The sequence below is a fragment of the Nostoc sp. genome, assembly GCF_036919575.1.
In the GTDB taxonomy this organism is placed as follows: domain Bacteria; phylum Cyanobacteriota; class Cyanobacteriia; order Cyanobacteriales; family Nostocaceae; genus Nostoc.
On the sequence record NZ_JBALBY010000041.1, the window covers coordinates 1 to 16,733 of the forward strand.

16 protein-coding genes are annotated in these 16,733 nt (G+C 42.4%); 5 read left to right on the forward strand and 11 right to left on the reverse strand.

Translation table 11 applies throughout. The features are described 5' to 3' along the window. The first annotated feature begins 192 nt into the window (after positions 1-192). Entirely contained in the window at positions 193-756 is a 564-nt protein-coding gene (locus V7K27_RS12475) for a Uma2 family endonuclease (RefSeq protein ID WP_334947547.1), read from the forward strand. Between the two features lie 7 nt (positions 757-763). Here the strand turns inward: V7K27_RS12475 and V7K27_RS12480 are convergent, their stop codons facing one another. From V7K27_RS12480 to V7K27_RS12495, 4 genes are all read right to left on the reverse strand, one after another. Then, entirely contained in the window at positions 764-1,165 is a 402-nt protein-coding gene (locus V7K27_RS12480) for a helix-turn-helix domain-containing protein (RefSeq protein ID WP_334947549.1), read from the reverse strand. Continuing rightward, a complete protein-coding gene (locus V7K27_RS12485) occupies positions 1,149-1,448 on the reverse strand; it encodes a type II toxin-antitoxin system HigB family toxin (RefSeq protein WP_334947609.1) in 300 nt (99 codons plus the stop codon). Before V7K27_RS12485 ends, V7K27_RS12480 begins: the two co-directional genes overlap by 17 nt. A 5-nt stretch (positions 1,449-1,453) precedes the next feature. Next, positions 1,454-3,052, reverse strand: a complete 1,599-nt coding sequence (locus V7K27_RS12490) for an Hsp70 family protein (protein WP_334947551.1) — start codon at positions 3,050-3,052, stop codon at positions 1,454-1,456. 690 nt (positions 3,053-3,742) lie between these two features. Then, positions 3,743-4,396: a Coq4 family protein gene (locus V7K27_RS12495; protein ID WP_334947553.1), complete on the reverse strand. Its 654-nt coding sequence runs from the start codon at positions 4,394-4,396 to the stop codon at positions 3,743-3,745. Positions 4,397-4,590: 194 nt separating this feature from the next. On the opposite strand from V7K27_RS12495, the gene V7K27_RS12500 reads away from it, so the two are divergent. Continuing rightward, the gene (locus tag V7K27_RS12500; RefSeq protein WP_334947555.1) at positions 4,591-4,728 is read left to right on the forward strand and encodes a hypothetical protein; all 138 of its coding nucleotides are present in this window, start codon (positions 4,591-4,593) and stop codon (positions 4,726-4,728) included. A gap of 226 nt (positions 4,729-4,954) precedes the next feature. Here V7K27_RS12500 and V7K27_RS12505 read toward each other — a convergent pair whose 3' ends face one another. The 4 genes from V7K27_RS12505 to V7K27_RS12520 form a co-directional block, all read right to left on the reverse strand. Next, positions 4,955-5,194, reverse strand: a complete 240-nt coding sequence (locus tag V7K27_RS12505) for a hypothetical protein (protein ID WP_334828999.1) — start codon at positions 5,192-5,194, stop codon at positions 4,955-4,957. 555 nt (positions 5,195-5,749) lie between these two features. Then, entirely contained in the window at positions 5,750-6,733 is a 984-nt protein-coding gene (locus V7K27_RS12510) for a polysaccharide deacetylase family protein (RefSeq protein WP_334947557.1), read from the reverse strand. Between the two features lie 264 nt (positions 6,734-6,997). Further along, the gene (locus V7K27_RS12515; protein WP_334947559.1) at positions 6,998-7,882 is read right to left on the reverse strand and encodes an aspartoacylase; all 885 of its coding nucleotides are present in this window, start codon (positions 7,880-7,882) and stop codon (positions 6,998-7,000) included. A gap of 579 nt (positions 7,883-8,461) precedes the next feature. After that, positions 8,462-9,517 (reverse strand): glutathione S-transferase family protein, encoded by a 1,056-nt coding sequence (locus V7K27_RS12520; protein ID WP_334947561.1) that lies wholly within the window; start codon positions 9,515-9,517, stop codon positions 8,462-8,464. A 567-nt stretch (positions 9,518-10,084) separates the two neighbouring features. Here V7K27_RS12520 and V7K27_RS12525 point away from each other — a divergent pair. The 3 genes from V7K27_RS12525 to V7K27_RS12535 all read left to right on the forward strand — a co-directional run bounded on the left by V7K27_RS12525 (position 10,085) and on the right by V7K27_RS12535 (position 13,086). Next, a complete protein-coding gene (locus V7K27_RS12525; protein WP_334947563.1) occupies positions 10,085-10,234 on the forward strand; it encodes a hypothetical protein in 150 nt (49 codons plus the stop codon). Between the two features lie 72 nt (positions 10,235-10,306). Beyond that, on the forward strand, positions 10,307-11,791 hold the full coding sequence (locus V7K27_RS12530) for a galactose oxidase-like domain-containing protein (protein WP_334947565.1): 1,485 nt from the start codon (positions 10,307-10,309) through the stop codon (positions 11,789-11,791). A gap of 182 nt (positions 11,792-11,973) precedes the next feature. Further along, positions 11,974-13,086, forward strand: coding sequence for a hypothetical protein (locus V7K27_RS12535; RefSeq protein ID WP_334947567.1), 1,113 nt, complete (start codon positions 11,974-11,976; stop codon positions 13,084-13,086). Between the two features lie 584 nt (positions 13,087-13,670). Here the strand turns inward: V7K27_RS12535 and V7K27_RS12540 are convergent. The 3 genes from V7K27_RS12540 to V7K27_RS12550 all read right to left on the reverse strand — a co-directional run bounded on the left by V7K27_RS12540 (position 13,671) and on the right by V7K27_RS12550 (position 16,731). Next, positions 13,671-14,210: a L,D-transpeptidase gene (locus tag V7K27_RS12540; protein ID WP_334947569.1), complete on the reverse strand. Its 540-nt coding sequence runs from the start codon at positions 14,208-14,210 to the stop codon at positions 13,671-13,673. Positions 14,211-15,237: 1,027 nt separating this feature from the next. Then, positions 15,238-15,753, reverse strand: a complete 516-nt coding sequence (locus tag V7K27_RS12545) for a L,D-transpeptidase (protein ID WP_334947570.1) — start codon at positions 15,751-15,753, stop codon at positions 15,238-15,240. A gap of 345 nt (positions 15,754-16,098) precedes the next feature. Then, positions 16,099-16,731 (reverse strand): bifunctional 4-hydroxy-2-oxoglutarate aldolase/2-dehydro-3-deoxy-phosphogluconate aldolase, encoded by a 633-nt coding sequence (locus V7K27_RS12550; RefSeq protein ID WP_334947572.1) that lies wholly within the window; start codon positions 16,729-16,731, stop codon positions 16,099-16,101. Positions 16,732-16,733 lie beyond the last annotated feature (2 nt).

Genomic DNA, 16,733 nt, shown 5'->3' on the forward strand with positions numbered 1-16,733 from the left:
CTTACACCCAACAAATATGGGCTTTATCGTCTTAAGTTGACACCAATGAGCACTGCTGTGCCCCTACCGCGTGGTCTATTTACCTGAAAATAGCTGTAACTTGATTTATGGAAAGGTGTGTTCCACTCCGTGAACGCACCTTTCAATACATACTGCTAGACTAAAAACACATCTTCGAGGGATTCAGGAGCCATGAGCTACTCAACTACTCAACGAGTTACCCTAGAGGAATTTCTGAAGCTCCCAGAAACAAAGCCTGCGAGTGAATATATTAACGAAGAGATTATTCAAAAGCCAATGCCGAAAGGGAGACACAGCCGCTTACAAGGTAAACTTTGTGCTGTTGTTAATGAAGTTACGGAGAATCAGAAGATTGCCTATGCTTTTCCCGAATTACGGTGTACTTTTGGCGATCGCTCAATCATACCTGATGTGGCTGTATTTCAGTGGGAACGCATACCGTTCACCGTTGATGATGACGTACCTGATAATTTTGAACTTCCACCAGATTGGACGATTGAGATTCTCTCGCCAGGACAAAAACCCAACAAAGTAATTGGGAATATTCTTCACTGTCTGAAGTATGGCAGCCGCCTGGGATGGTTTCTTGACCCTGATGATCTGAGTATCTTGGTATTTCTACCAGAGCGACAGCCAGTGTTACTCCAGGGAGAAGATTTTTTGCCTGTATTACCAGAAATTGAACTTGCACTAACCGTCAATCAAGTTTTTGGATGGTTAAAAATGGGTGGTTAGCAATAACTCAATTCTCAAACAAACTAGTATCAACGTGAAAAAAGTTGCCTAAGTCTTTAGCCATCTCCTGAGTAATTTCTTGTTTTCCGCTCATAACTTGAGAAACAACCTCTCTTGAACCGAGAATTGCTACCAACTCAGCTTCCTTAACACTCTGAGTATCAATCAAATGGAGAAACATTGAGCGTGCCGTTGATTCTCCCATTGGATAATGCTCATCCTCATACTTTTCTATCAGAGCGATCAACAAATCTAATAATCCCGACTCTTCTAAAGTTCGGTTAACTCGATGAGACAGTTCCTCAGCTAGTGCAATAGCTTGCTCGTTTTCCTCATCTGTTTTAATAACCTTGGGTTGATATTTAGCAAGCAAACTAGCATAAGTTTCACGGTTAAAAGTAAGGGTCATTTTTCCACTTATCCTGATCATATTCTGCGTGCGTAAAAATGTATTTCAGATAAATTATTTGGTCACTATAAACCAAATCAACTATCAGACGATATTTGTCGCCTTTGATATTAAAAACAGTGAAATTCCCAACAGCTTCTGCTTGAGGATAAACTGCTTGCACTTGGGCAAGATTATTCCATCTAGCTTTATTGGCAGCCTTGTACCAGCTGTTAAGCGCATCACAGGAATCAGCATACTTTTGGCAAAATTCGCGCAGCTTTTTACGACTGATGATGTGGATTATATCTAGCTCAACTGTGCCACAAGTTGATTTTCCAAAAGTGTATCATTAGTTAACAAGTCCTCAACGGTGATTCGTAAAAACCGTTGTTCATCAACTTGAAAGAGGATTTTGACGCGATCGCTTCCTGGATATCCGGCTGGTGTCAGTTGGGCAATTGTCCTCGCTCCTTCTTGATCGTTGAGGGGTTTGACGCTGGTTTCGCTACCATCCAGACGGCGAGTAATTAAGCGATCGCCATCAAAATAAACTTCAGTACTACCTGTATCTGCTCCCAATTCTCCCATAATTAGTTCAATACTAGGCTGATTTTCCACAGAAGCGCCTAAGACTAATTCCACTGGCTGACTCATTGGGTATGCCTGTCCAGCTTTAATTAAAGAATGCCATTTGTGACGCTGATTACGACGATCCCAATAGCGGATACCATAACTATGGTAGAGAAAGTCTTTGATTTGTATCCCTTGAGCTAACTGTAATGCACCTTGAGCGATTGCTTCAAAGGGACGTTCGCAACGGATTTTTTCTGGCTCAAAATACTGTTTGATCCATGTCTGCACTGCCGGTAATTGCACTGTCCCACCAACTAACAAAACTGCATTAATATCTGGAAGTTCTATCCCTTGGCGTTTTGCTTGCTGCAACAATGTTGTCATCGACTCATCCAGTAACTCAAAAAATGCGTGTTCTTTGAGGATATTTTCAAAAGTGTCGCGGTTTAATTCCAGTTCATAGCTTTCAAATGTCTCATCGTCAAAATAAACTTCGCTAGCTTGGTTTTGGGTTGATAGCTGAATTTTCACCCGTTCTGCCAATCGTGTTGTCAAGGGACTTACCGCCAACTCTTGAGTTTTGGCAAAGTAATCTACTAACCAATTATCAATATCAGTACCGCCCAAATTTTGCCCAGCTTTCGCCAGCACACGGGCTGTTTTAACTTTTTGTTTGGAATCTTCAGCCAAGGACTTATTACCCCACTTGAGGATAAATCCCAAGGGCTTTGTGCTTGCTTGCACGCCTTGATCCAACCGCACAAGGGACAAATCCAAAGTACCACCACCAAAGTCAATCACCAAGAGAATTTCTTGAGCTGCCAAGCCATAACCCAAGGCGGCGGCTGTGGGTTCATCCAGCATCCGCACCTGTTCGACGGGAAGGGCTTGACAAACTTTCCCCAACCAGTGACGATAGGCTTCAAAACTATCTACGGGTACCGTTAAAACTAGAGAATCTAACCCACCTTGCAGAGGCGCTAGTTGTTCAATTACTTGGGTGAGGAACCATTGCCCTACTTGTTCAAAGGTGACAACTTGCCCATCTAATTCGGGTAAGAAACCTTGGATATTTGCACCGATACCGCGCTTGAAGCTGCGGAAAAATCGCGTTTCGCCTTTGAGGTCAAGACCGCGATCGCGTACTTGTTGCCCGACTAAGACTTTATTTTGGGTTGCGTCTTCAACATAAACCAAGCTGGGAATCAGTGGCGGATTCAGACTTTGTTTAATTGATAAACCTGGTAGATTCAGGGTTTCTGGCTGCTGGGTTACAGGGTTCCAACGAGCAATGACTGTGTTGCTAGTACCAAAATCGATTGCGATCGCCATATTTTATATTTATTCTCTCGCACGAAGATGCCAAAGCTGCTTTCTTTGTGATTATTCTCTATAACCTACCAAGAATGCAAATGCGCCCATACGCTTGCTTCTTTGCATCCCAACCCAGATATCGATTCAGTCTGTTGCAGCGAAGTGTTAGCACAGTTAGACAATTGGCTTGTCAGAAAGCATGGAAATCATTGGCTGTAAATGTGTAAAAGGAGCAATAAACTCAACAGCAGGCTTTATCATAGTTGCAGTCTTTTTCTTATTGGCATGAGGTGCTTAAACTCACTTCACACGCAGATGCTGAAATGTCATAAAAAAGAAGAATTCCGAATTCCGAATTCAGGAGTCAGAATCAATTAAAACAAGTCGCAAGTCGCTCTTTCGCAGTCGCAAGTAAGTTAAGGGAGCGGGGATTTAGCGAGAAACGCGGTCTTGGGCAAAGCCCCAAGAGGAGCGATTTCTCAAGACAGCGCTGCATTGCGGTCTTGGGGTCTCCCCTCTTGTGCAACTTTGTAAGAGAGACCCCGACCCAAAACGGGCTGGCTTTTAAAGCAGGGGACTTAAACCCCTAAACTTAGTTAAGTATGGTTTCACACCATCTCGTTAGATAACGCGCCACTCAAGAGTTATTGCCAATAATTATTAATTAATACCTCCGCTTTTTATTTTTGAGAAGAACTGCGTTCGCACTTAAATCGGTGCAATGTTCAAAGATGTCTGCACCTCTTCTAAGGGTGTTTCCCATAATCTGTTCCATTCGATACCAAACAAAGGTTTTGCCCGTTTTCCCATCATCCAGCCTTGCGTCAACCCATCCATAATCTGCTCACAGAGTTCGACTTCGTACATTGCGGTTTTGAGCAAATTCTTAGCAAGCAGGGCTAGAAATAAACGGTCTGGAACCAATTGTGCGATATAAAAAGCTTCTAGTTTCACCTCACCAGGTTTATCAGTATCACACCCTGTAACGACGTGCCAGATGTCATGAGTTTCACCAATGTGAGCACCCAAAAACATAAACGGATCGTTTACAATTTCCTTGACAGGTGGTGGAGTTAATCCTTTTCTAATCATGTGATCGGCATACAGATAGCCCAGTGTATGGTTCGGTAATTGATGCAGTTGCTGTAAATCGATTTTTCCCAGCAAGGGGCGGTCTACAAAAGCTTGTTTGCCTTGGGGGGTCAGGCTGAGAAATGCCACAATTTTTTGGAGCGTAGCTGGATCATTCAGAAAACGGGAAAGCTTACCAATGGCAGCGAAATCTCCATAAGGAGATTTCACCAATTCTAGAAAGCTCTCCAGAATTGCCGTTTCTTGAGACTGATTGATGGTTTCTATCATGGGTTATTAATTAATTCTTGAAAAATTAATATAGCTAGCTATTTTATGGAAAGTATACACCCACAAGAAGGCAATAATCTTTACCTTTACTTCCAAGATGGACAAACGTTAAGCGCTGATCTGTCAATAAAACAACGTAAATGACCAAAAAGCTGATTATTTCGTTCACCAATCCAGGCGATTAACCCAGACTTATGAATAAGACACATAGCAAACCTACTTACATAGATTATATTACATTGTTAAATTGCCTGAGCGATCGCTGGAGGAGTTTTGTCGCTGGATGTACCGCTTCATGGGCAATGCTCAGTTCATCTCTCCTCAACATCTAGCTGAACAACACCAGAAATTTGCTCGTGCATTAAGCTGTTGCGTATTTAATTTGTATATTGGACGCGGGCTTTTCGGACCGCACTACAATATTTTTGGGTTTTCGTGTTATGCAATTTAGCTGCACATCAACTTAATAGAGCGGTATTCTTCCAAAGCTACATAAATCAGGATTTTAGTACAGAAACTGGGTCTAACCCGGAACTCCGGGTTAGTGGTAGTTCACGCTCAGTCTTCATGCCGTAACTGCCATACTGCACCGAAAGCGGCCCCAGCCCCAGCTAACAATCCGGTACTCATCCCTTGGATAGTTTTTTGGATTGGATTTTGAGTTAGACACTCACTTGTAACCTTACTGTCATCCAAGCAGAGACTACTTTCTGCCCAACCGGCAGTACCTCCTAAAATTACACCAGTTATACTACAGGAAAGAACTAGCAGCAAAAGACGTTGATTTTTTCTAGCCATAGATAGATGTTTCAAAGATTGAATATAGTAACGGCACTCACTTACTTTACACATTCTTGCTAGCAAATGTCAGCTGGCTTCAAGAGAACTGGCTCCCCTGAAAAGCTCCCGATTTTTACGCTCAATCTCCCATTCGGATAAAGCCTTTTTTAACCGAGAGTTAAAACAAGTCGCAAGTCGCTCTTTCGCAGTCGCAAGTAAGTTAAGGGAGCGGGGAGAAGTGCGAGAAACGCGGTCTTGGGCAAAGCCCCAAGAGGAGCGATTTCTCAAGACAGCGCTGCATTGCGGTCTTGGGGTCTCCCCTCTTGTGCAACTTTGTAAGACAGACCCCGACCCAAAACGGGCTGGCTTTTAAAGCAGGGGACTTAAACCCCTAAACTTAGTTAAACAAAATTTATCAATAATGTTTCTTGTTGATAAGTATATTTCTACTAGAGTTTCGTAAATTACAGCAGATTTCAGGTTGGGTGTTGTACACAACGATTCGTCTCAAAGCCAGGGATAAAGCCTGTTTTACTTCTGAATTCTGACTCCTTAATTCTGAATTCTGGTGTATTACCTCTTTTGAGGCACTAATACAGGCAGTTGACGGGCGCCGACTACGAATTTGGCGTGTTGTCCAACAGTCAAAACGTTGAACTGACTGGATATAAGTTCTAAACTTTTATTCACTATTGCCAGCTTTTTGTAGGTGGGAACACTCATACCAGGAAAGAATGATAGTTCTGGCACATCCTCTTGACTTAAAAAGTCTGTAGGATGGAGTAGCAAAGAAGGCTGGACGCGTGTAAGTTTACACAGCCACAGGGCAATTCGCAAGTAGAGTAACGCCACTTCCGAAGAAAATGTACTCAGATACATGATGTAACTGAAGTGAATTGGCACCTTGAAAATTGGCATAGTGGTAACGGGAATCTCAGTGAGTTTATCCTTACCCATGTGCCACTGGTAAGGTTTCAGAGGCTGCAAACCGTCTTTGAAACCGCCAAACAGGGCTTCCCGTTTCTTGCGTTCTTCCTTACTCAGTTTACAAGTCATCAAATAATACGCTCGTGCTATCGGCCCCAAAAATGTGGGAAAAGTCGAAGCATCATATTCGTATCCCCGTCGTGCTAAGACTTTCAATACCGCAGGAGAAAAACTGTATCCCGGTCCCCGAAAGCCGATAGGATGTTGATGAGTGACGCGCTTGATATGTTCTTCAGCGATCGCCACTTCTTCTTCAATCTCATCCTCTGAATACAGATGTAGCCAAGGATCATGGTAAAATGAATGATTGCCAATTTCGTGACCAGCCTTAGCGATCGCTTGTAATGCCTTGGTGTTCTTTTCCAGCGCTGCATCCTGACCCACAATGAATACTGTGATTGTCAAATCCCATTGCTGAAGAATATCTAAGAAACGAGGTACTGCGATATCCAGGTAAGAAGGGAAAGTCTCCCAACCCGGAGCGCCCTGATTTTTTAAATAAGACCAAATATTATCCAAATCTAAAGAAAGGCTGGCTATTGGTTTGTTTACTGGTCGCTTGGTTTGCATTATTAGTTCAAGTATTTGGACAATTTTAAGCGTAAATTATAGTCTTAGGTTTGGTCTTTATCGGTCAAGTTTCGTAGTTCGACTCAGGGATTATAAGCACTAAAGTGCTTACTACAAACCCTTTATTACTAGCTTGACAAAGTACTTGTACATTGTCGCGGGAGTTTGCCTATCTTTAACAAGGGGTTTGAGTAGGGGCAATTCATGAATTGCCCCTACTTGTCTGGTTAATTGAAATAATAGCTGTATTTTTGCCAAGCTGTACTAGATATTGATTTGCTGCTTCTGAGTCAAACACATTGCAATTCCCTTTTCATAGTAAGCTGCCTCATTAATAAAAATAGGCCAAACGGTAGATTTTCCCTCATAAATAATTGTTTTATCATCAAATGTGATAAAAATTGGATCTCCTGGATTCAAGGCTTGATAATCCTTATCTTGAAGCTCTGGATGAATCATTCCAAAGATTGTCCCATCCTGTTTTTTTGGATAGTCCACAACTGATAAATGGTCATAGAGAATCAAAGTTTCGTTAGTTGATGGAATTTGACCCTGGTTAAATTGTTCTAGATAGTCCAGAACTGCATCAACAAGTTCCTCTGTTTGTTGGAACAGTGTCGCTTTTAAGACACCTTGGGCAATAGGCCCAACCTCGATCGCAAAGCCTAATTTGCACAGAGAATTTACAAATGGGTTTTCTTCAATTGATTTAAAAGAGCAGCGATAAACCCTCACCAAAGGACTTATATGGCTCAGATAAGCAGCCAATTTCAAGTTTAAGGGATGACTGTTTAGCAAAATAATTGTCAGACCCATATTAGCTGTACTGCTGTGCAAATCTAAGATGAAATCTGCTTGTTTATCTCCATTTGATGCTAAGGTGTTCTGGATTGATTTAGCTTGCAATTCTTCGTAACTGTTCAGAGTCGGATCTTGTAAATCTTGCTTGAGAAAACAGCGATTTAAATCCTTCTCTACATATCGCCTCCCTGCCGCAAAAGCGTTAGGATTTGCTAACAGAGTGACTGTTTCAAAACTTGGTCTAGTAATTAAATCGGGAAACTGGGCAAATTTTTGAATCAGGTAAGCCCCTGTAAACTCATTGCCATGAGTTCCACCAACAATTGCAACTCGATTAATCTGGTTCACGATTACCGAAAAATTGGGTTTAAAGCCCCGTCGTAGAACGACGGCTTTTGTTCTATTAATGATCGAAGAAACTCCCTTATAATATTTGTTTTGGTTCGCTTTGCAATTGAGAAGCATATCGCTCAAGGGCTTTCATCTCTTAAGAGGGAAACTCTAACGTGCAACTGTTTTTCAAGCATTTAGTGTACCAATATGCTACACTAATTATAGTGGAAAGGTAATCAACCACTCAAAAAACCTAGCCGTCGAAAGACAAAGCGCTGAACCTTGACAACTAAATCTATGCGGTTCTACTGCATTGTTCTAGTTTCCTCCTAGCAGTAGGTAAAAGATTTATAGGAGCTAGACGACTCAGAATTTTGAGACTATTTGTTTCAAACTAAACAGGACTTGCAGCAATGCAGCTAGGGTAGGGCATACCCGAAGTAACGCTTGGGGAGAGCCTCACCTCTGGCTTAGACGACGCAAGGAATCTAAGTTAAGTGATCTCATTGAACCAAGAATCCCCGTCGATTTATCGCGGGGAGTGTCAAACCAACTCCCGAATGCAGCCATTGAGGTATCAGTTTTCAATGTACCTTATGAAGTATGCACTTTGCCGATGCGATCGCGCCCATGTGGTAGATTAAGATACGATATATCAGGACCATCAGGAATGATCCCGCCCGGATTGAGTGGGAATAGGTTCCCGTAGTAATCCCGCTTCACACTCTCGACATCGCAGGTGTCAGCAACACCTGGAAGCTGATATAGATCGCGTAGATAACCTCCCAGATTCTGATAGTCTTGAATTCGCCGCCGATTACACTTAAACAAACCGTAGTAGGCACTATCAAACCGAAATAACGTTGTGAATAAACGGACATCTGCGAGTGTGAGATTGTCCCCACACAGATATCGACTATTTTGCAATGCAATCTCAATCTCATCGAGAGTTGCGAACAGTTCATTACAGGCTTGATTGTATGCTTCTTGGGTTTGAGCAAAGCCGCAGCGATATACACCATTATTTACGGCGTGATAAATCTTCTCATTCCACCAGTCAATTTTCTCTTTGAGTTCTTCTGGGTAAAGATTTAGCGTCGGATTGTTGGCGAACTCGTTAAACTGAGAGTTCAGCATCACAATAATCTCTGCACTCTCATTATTAACGATAGTTTTTGTTTGGTTATCCCATAATACTGGCACTGTAGAGCGTCCACTGTCACCAGGTTCTGCCAGCTGATAAAATTCAGCTAGTGTGCTGCAACCCTGTTCTTCCTGGTTAAATATCCAACCGCCTTCAATGGGAGAAGGAGAGACGATACATACTGATATTACCGCTTCGAGTTTTTTGAGCGATCGCACAACCAGAGTTCGGTGCGCCCAAGGACAGCCCAGCCCAACATAGAGTTTGTAGCGCCCCGTTGCTGGTGGGTAAGGATTCCCTGACTCTTTACCAATGAACTTGCGAAACTGGCTATTAGGACGAATATACGCTCCCGACTGATTGCTAGGAGCAAGCTTTGACATCATTATCTGCCACATAGTCGTCCAGATATACTTTCCCAGCCAGATGATCAGCTTGGGAGGGAGTGTCCTGCCCTTTTTCTTTGGGAGATTTTTCTGGTCATCCATTGGAGTTGAGTTGCTCATGGCGACAATCTTGCTTTGGGAGGGATTGACGTTACCACTGTTTCTACTCAGTAGGTTTCCCTGCTTACAACCCACTCTGAGTTTTACTACTTTACTTTACTACGCTTTGCCTGTACTTTATATCATCTTCATTGCGAAAAATCTCTCAGATTTAAGCTAATCGTCATTCAAGTTGCATCTTGATGTACCCTTTGTCACATCACACCATTGTTAACAAGTTAAGACATTTGTCAATAAGTAATAGTGTTTCAAGCCTAGTCAAAAATCGAGGTCAGAAACACAAATTTTCAACCAGCGATGCCCAATGCAAGCTGCTTTCAAAATTATGAGTAAAAGAAACTGACCTTTAAGCTTCTCTTTGCGTCTACCCATCATATTTAAAAGCATCGTTTATCCTTAACCCAAAAAATCGACATTAAGTATAATTAAATACTTCTAATATATATGATTAACAGCGTAATTACTCTTGACAAAACCGATTTTACATTAGCTTTTTATAAAAAACATCACATCTTAACACTAAGTAAACCTAAAAAAGTATAGATATAAATTTAGGATTGAAGAAGAATGCAGAATCCAGAATCCAGAATTCAGCAATCTTTCAGTCGGGGATTGGAACCGGCGCAGGAATTGTTGCACCACAAAACTAGAATTTTTGGTGGGGGTGCAAAAACGCCGATTATTCATCCGCTTTTTCGTTCAGAATACCTAACATGAATTCTGACGACTGGCGCCTGAATTCTGTTGGATAAACTAAATAAAATTTACGTAGGAATAATTGTAAATAAAATGACTCAATCAAATAACAAGACTAACTTTCGAGAGGAAACGGATTTAGGAACTTTGATAGCTCAGGCTACTACCACAGACAAATGGCAAGTATTGTCCTACAGTGTTCCAATCCTACCTATGCATGCCGCCCTACTTCGTACTGGTAAGATATTATTTTTCTGTGGCTCAGGTAACGATCCCAATCGCTTAAATACTCCCTATGACAGTGTGGTCTGGGATGTAAACAAGGGAACCTTTTCCCGTCAAGCGCCTTTATTAGATAGTAATAATCAACCTATTGATATTTTTTGCGGCGGTCACTCGTTCAACCCTGATGGTCTGTTAATGGTTGCGGGTGGAACTCTGCGCTACGATCCATTTTATGGTTCATTCTCTGCTCTGATGTTTGATCCCATTACCGAGAAATGGGTCAAGAAGCCATCAATGAATAATGGCCGCTGGTATCCTACTTTGTTAACACTAGGCAGTGGTCGTATATTAGCGGTGTCTGGATTGGATAAAGATGGCAAGCTCAACAGACAACCAGAAATTTATTCTTCTACGTTTGCAAATGGTTGGAACGCTTTTCCAATAACTAGTCCCCTCCCGTCATACGCACAGCTATTTCTACTAAGTAGTGGAAACGTCTTTTATTCAGGTGCTTACATGGGCGGCAGTGGAGTGACACCAAGGATACTAACCCTGCCAGGGACATTTACACAATCCATTACAGAAAAAATGGTGCCAGGGCTGCAAGAGCCAGCTTTCTGCGATCAAGGTGCCAGTGTGCTTTTACCACCTGCACAAGACCAAAGGGTAATGATTATCGGTGGGGGTAGTGGTAATACGGCAACATCCAGGGTGAATATTGTAAATCTAAAAGCTACTAACCCAACTTACGTACCAGCAAGGTATCTAAAATATGCTCGGAAGCATCACAGCGCAGTTTTGTTGCCCGATCGCACAGTGTTTGTTTGCAATGGTAGTAAAATTAATGAAGACATAACACAATCAATGCTGCCAGCAGAAATCTACGATCCAGCCACAAATACCTGGACAGCAGTAGCTAAACAAAATGTCCCCCGCGTATATCACTCGGTGGCCTTGCTTCTGCCAGATGGTAGGGTAGCCACAGCTGGGGGTAATCCCGCTCGGAGGGTCAATGAACTGCGATTAGAAATCTATAGTCCTGCGTATATGTCGCGGTCACGACCAATCATTCAGAAGGCTCCTCAAAGATTGAGCTACGGGCTGCAATTTACGATTCAAACACCCCAGGCTGCGAATATTAAATGGGTTAGTCTGATTAAACCAACGTCAACCACCCATTGCTGCGATGCAGAACAAAGGTTAGTGGATGTACCAATTAGTTATAGGAACTCTACTTCTCTTAATGTCACGCTAACAAACAATCGAAACATCGCACCACCAGGCTGGTACATGCTTTTTATTAGTGACAACAATGGGACACCCTCAGTAGCAACCTGGACGCAATTATCTTAGCATTAGGGATTGATTTCTAGACAAATAAATTATCCAATCTTGTGGGGTGGGCATCTTGCCCGCCTTTGGCTACGGCGAGACGCCCACCCCACAATCAGTAGTTGGGTATTTTTTAATTTGTCAGTCCCTGACGCGTTTATGTTCAATACACTGCACTTTAACTAAATTCTAGGAGTGGAAATATGAGTTTCAAGCTATCACGTCGGAAATTTGGCCAGTTGGCACTTGCTGGAACTGTAGTATCTGGAATTAGTTATCTAAGCAACAAAGTCTTGGCGCAAACACCAAGTTTAAAAATTATCGGTATAGATTCTGGCAATATCATCACCATTGACCAAAGCGTTATTCCAGAGGTCAACACCACTGAATTAGACAGCACTGGCTCAAACAATGTACTCACAAATATTAAGCCTGTAGGACTAGGACTTGTTTTGCAATCCTTAGTTTCAGGAAAGAATCAACTTCTAACTCCACAAGCCTCTCAGATACTTGCCAAGCACGGTACAGATTTAGTGCAGTCTAATGAGGCATTGAGTATCTTCAGTTCTTTAAGCGATGGCACACTTGCCGATCGCATTAGAGCTTTAGTAGACCCTGATCAGATATTCAATAACTTGACTTCTTTAGGCGATGCTCAACCTGCCGATCGCGTTACACCTTTAGTAGAGTCTAATGAGATATTGAGTGGTTTCACTTCTTTAAGTGATGGCACACTTGTCGTAGCTGTTACTCCTATTAGCACTAATAGCATACAGGCGGCACCTACTCGCATTACATTTTTGAGTACACCTGTAAAAACTTTGATAATCTCAGGGCTTAACCAGGATCAAGAACTTGGGAGCTTACTAGGCACTAATGATGGGCGACTCATCGGTTTAGTAGGTAAGAAGAACGGTACACCGCCGATCAGATTGGTGGATATTAACGTTCAAACCGGAGAGATCAGTTCCATTAGTAAGATTCAATTCCCAAGCGATGAGCGAGCCAGTAATCTAGCTCAGTGTCCAGATGGAAAACTCTATACCTCTTTACTTGGATTCGATGGTAGTACAACTCTGGTGCAGCTAGATTCAAATCAAAAAAACCCGATCAGACTGGCACAATTGAAACTTAATGGTCAAGCATGGAATAATGGCTTACAAAGCTTGGTTTGCTCTGCAACAGGTCAACTTATGGCCTTTGGAGCGATGAGGTATCAAACACCTAATGTTGTGTATAGCATAGATAAGAACACTGGAAACATGACTCGGCTACAAGACTTTGATGCTACTCAGATTACGCTTGCTCGTGGGTAGAAGGGATTGAGCCGATCTCTAGCAAAAAAGTGCCAAGCCCTCGTCTGCACTTGAGGGCTTCTTATTGAAACAGAATTCAGGAGTCAGGAGTCAGGAGTCAGAATTCAGAATTCAGAATTCAGGAGTCAGGAGTCAGGAGTCAGAAGTCAGAAGTCAGGAGTCATATCATGTCCGCCAAATTACCCATAATAAAAGAACCCCACCCCCAACCCCTCCCCGCTTGCGGGGAGGGGAGCTAAAGCGCTGCCGCAAGTTACGGAGGCGGAGCCTCAATGAGGGGCATTCCCAACGAGATAACGAGCTAATCTGCTAAAAGCTGGTTCTAGGCTGGTTTTCACCTTAAGTTGACACCAATGAGCACTGCTGTGCCCCTACGACAGATGTGGTTCAAATACATGATTTCTGCTGTAAACAGTTGACAGTTGACAGTTGACAACGAAGTTTTTAATTCGGGGATTTAAACCCCTCTTTAAAAACAATCCGCCTCAAGGCGGGGGCTTTAGACCCATGCTATGAAGGTAAGAATTGCCGCAACAATCAATTCATCATCACGATAATTCGTAATTGAAACTCTTAATTACGAATTATTTCCGCACCACTACTAAAGTTCCCATTGAAGCCCAGTTGTAAAGATTGCGAGCTTGCTTAACAGGTAAATTTACGCAACCGTGGCTGACTGGAGTCCCAAAACGGTTATGCCAGTAAGCACCGTGGATGGCATAGCCTCTGTAGAAATACATTGTGTAAGGAACGTCAGGAATGTTGTAGTCTTTGCCTCGCATTCGGTGAGTGCGATATTTGGAATTAATCCGAAATCTACCTATGGGTGTGGGGGTCGATCGCTTACCTGTGGAAATGCGGTATGAATGAATAACTTTATTACCTTCCCATGCACGTAAGCGTTGCTGTGACAGGTCAATTTCAATCCAGCGAGGTTGGGATCTTTGCCTGATATTAGATAGAGTGATGCTGTTTTCATCGACTGACGTGGCTGTTGCTGTAGTCGAGTTGGGTGTACCTGCTAACGGTGATGACCAAGAGAATAAAGTCACCACCATCAGCGCCACGCCTGTACAAAAAGTTCCAGAGGAACGAATTCCACCACTGCGAATCCAGGTTTGCATTGTGCCTCATTTTCTAAACTACGCAAAAATCATGAAGTGAAGTAATTTTCTGGAACACTACAAATTTCCAGATCGACCACTCGCTTCCTGTGGAGGATTTACGCAATTCATCCGCTAATGCTTCTCAAGACAAGTCCTAAGCTAATCTGCGTCCAATTTGCACATTTATCATTTGTTATTGACTAAGGAACACAGATTTATTCGTCTGACAATTCAGGTCATGTGGAAAAGCCCACAAAAAACCTAACCCCCTTCCCGATGCTCTAAGGGGGAAAATTCAAAGTCTCTTTCCTAAAAGGAAGAGAGAAATAGAAGTGAGGTTTTCCAGATACCGTGAAAAGTCAGATTTATTTGTAGGGTGTGTTACGGCTTCTGTAACACACCAAAAATATCGGAATGGTGCGTTATGCCCTTGGCTAACGCATCCTAGAAAACAGAAGTTTTGCATTTTGTTTAATCCACATTCCTAATGACTAATTACAAAGGACAAACTTTACAAAAAATCTGTCATTTAAATGCCTAAATGCAAACCTTCCCCGAATTCATATTTGCATTTGTAACTTCACACAGGAATTGTCAGGATTTACGCTTATTTCTTTAGGGCAATCGTGCAAATGCTCTCTTCTATATTTTATTTCAAGTTGAGTAATTCCCAGCATAAAATATTCCCAGCAATATTTTATGCTGGGAATTACTCAATTGTCTTGATTTGTTGTTATTTATCGAACAGAATTCAGGAGTCAGGAGTCAGAATTCATGTTAGGTATTCTGTATGACTGGCGGATGAATAACCTCTTTTTAGACCCCCACCAAATCTACGATTTGGTGATGCAACAATTCAGTGGCGGGTCTCTCTTACAAAGTTGCTCCTCTACAGCGCTTCGCGCATCCTGCGGCGGGGGAGACCCCAAGACCGCACTTTGCGCTGAATCCCCGACTGAAAGATTGGTGAATTCTGAATTCTGAATTCTGGATTCTGCATTCTTCTTCAAGATTTACCTAAATTGCTTTCTGGCTGCTTCACCTACTATTTCTGGATAACAACTGGTGTCCCTACTGATGCCCACTCGAATAGCCATTTAGCATGTTTAGGTGCTATATTCACACAGCCGTGGCTCACTGGAGTGCCAAATGTCTTATGCCAGTAAGCTCCGTGAATAGCGTAATTACCTTGGTAAAACATTGCATAAGGAACGTTGGGAACATTGTAGTCTTCTCCCTGCATCTGTGTAGTTTTGAACTTGGATTGAATCTTAAAAGTACCAATAAGAGTAGGAGTGGATTTTTTGCCAGAGGAAATAGCACTTCCATAAACCACTCTGTCACCTTCCCAAGCTATTAATCGTTGCTTTGAAAGATTAATTTGAATCCAGCGCTGATCTGATTGTTGTAATGTCTGGATTGTTTGTGCAATCACTTGATCTTTGGAATTCGCCCAAACTTCACTCGTTCCAGTAGTAGTAAAAACACTTAAGGATAGTGCTGTACCACTGAGGAGTATTTGTAAACGACGCACCCAGTCAGGATAAATCAGTATTTTCATTTTAGATACACTCACACTCAAATTATGGGATATTGAGAAACTTATCAAACAGAATTCAGGAGTCAAGAGTCAGAATTCATGTTAGGTATTCTGACCGAAAAAGCGGATGAATAATCGGCGTTTTTGCACCCCCACCAAATTTTAAATTTGGTGGTGCAACAATTCCTGCGCCGGTCCCAATCCCCAAATGAATTGATTCTGAATTCTGACTTCTGAATTCTGAATTCTGAATTCTGACTTCTGACTTCTGAATTCTGAATTCTGAATTCTTCTTCAACAGTTTTCACCTTTATTTCCATATCTATTACTTTAATAGACGTGAATGTTTGATGATTTGATTCTAAGTTAAGTTAACTGTCGCATCAGCTTTTTTGCCCCAGATGCGATCGCCTGCCAATTTCCCTCTGTGACAAGCTTTTGAGGAAATAATTCACCGCTCAAACCGACAGCGATCGCTCCCGCTTGCAAAAATTCTTTAGCATTTTCCAGAGTCACGCCGCCAGTAGGAATTAAGGGAATCTGACCCAGTGGCCCTTGCAAACTTTTGATATAATTAGCCCCTCCCACTGCTTGCACAGGAAACACTTTTACACAACTAGCGCCCTGACTCCAGGCGGTAAAAATTTCTGTAGGAGTCATAGCTCCTGGTATAATAGGGACATTTTTTTCTTGTGCTGCTTGAATCATTGCGGGGTCAACGTGGGGTGTGAAGAGGAATTGCGCCCCAGATGCGATCGCTTCTTCTAGCTGCTGCACATTGAATAGTGTACCAGTACCAATGGTACAAGCTGGTAATTCTGAGCGTAGTTGACTGATTAATTCCCCAGCGCGATCGCTATTCCAGGTAATCTCAATTAACTGCATTCCCCCAGATGCCACAGCCATTGCCATTTGCTGTCCCACTTCGATTTTAGAGGCGCGGATGACTGCGATCGCTCGATGTTTTTGCAATTGTGATAACCAAATTTGATTAGGCATTT

Bases quoted from the DNA above. Each gene is read 5' to 3' on its own strand.
- V7K27_RS12535 (WP_334947567.1), top strand. From the start codon at position 11,974: ATGAGTTTCAAGCTATCACGTCGGAAATTTGGCCAGTTGGCACTTGCT.
- V7K27_RS12510 (WP_334947557.1), bottom strand. From the start codon at position 6,733: ATGCAAACCAAGCGACCAGTAAACAAACCAATAGCCAGCCTTTCTTTA.
- V7K27_RS12495 (WP_334947553.1), bottom strand. From the start codon at position 4,396: ATGATAGAAACCATCAATCAGTCTCAAGAAACGGCAATTCTGGAGAGC.
- V7K27_RS12530 (WP_334947565.1), top strand. From the start codon at position 10,307: ATGACTCAATCAAATAACAAGACTAACTTTCGAGAGGAAACGGATTTA.
- V7K27_RS12525 (WP_334947563.1), top strand. From the start codon at position 10,085: ATGCAGAATCCAGAATCCAGAATTCAGCAATCTTTCAGTCGGGGATTG.
- V7K27_RS12545 (WP_334947570.1), bottom strand. From the start codon at position 15,753: ATGAAAATACTGATTTATCCTGACTGGGTGCGTCGTTTACAAATACTC.
- V7K27_RS12505 (WP_334828999.1), bottom strand. From the start codon at position 5,194: ATGGCTAGAAAAAATCAACGTCTTTTGCTGCTAGTTCTTTCCTGTAGT.
- V7K27_RS12550 (WP_334947572.1), bottom strand. From the start codon at position 16,731: ATGCCTAATCAAATTTGGTTATCACAATTGCAAAAACATCGAGCGATC.
- V7K27_RS12540 (WP_334947569.1), bottom strand. From the start codon at position 14,210: ATGCAAACCTGGATTCGCAGTGGTGGAATTCGTTCCTCTGGAACTTTT.
- V7K27_RS12520 (WP_334947561.1), bottom strand. From the start codon at position 9,517: ATGAGCAACTCAACTCCAATGGATGACCAGAAAAATCTCCCAAAGAAA.
- V7K27_RS12500 (WP_334947555.1), top strand. From the start codon at position 4,591: ATGAATAAGACACATAGCAAACCTACTTACATAGATTATATTACATTG.
- V7K27_RS12475 (WP_334947547.1), top strand. From the start codon at position 193: ATGAGCTACTCAACTACTCAACGAGTTACCCTAGAGGAATTTCTGAAG.
- V7K27_RS12490 (WP_334947551.1), bottom strand. From the start codon at position 3,052: ATGGCGATCGCAATCGATTTTGGTACTAGCAACACAGTCATTGCTCGT.
- V7K27_RS12480 (WP_334947549.1), bottom strand. From the start codon at position 1,165: ATGACCCTTACTTTTAACCGTGAAACTTATGCTAGTTTGCTTGCTAAA.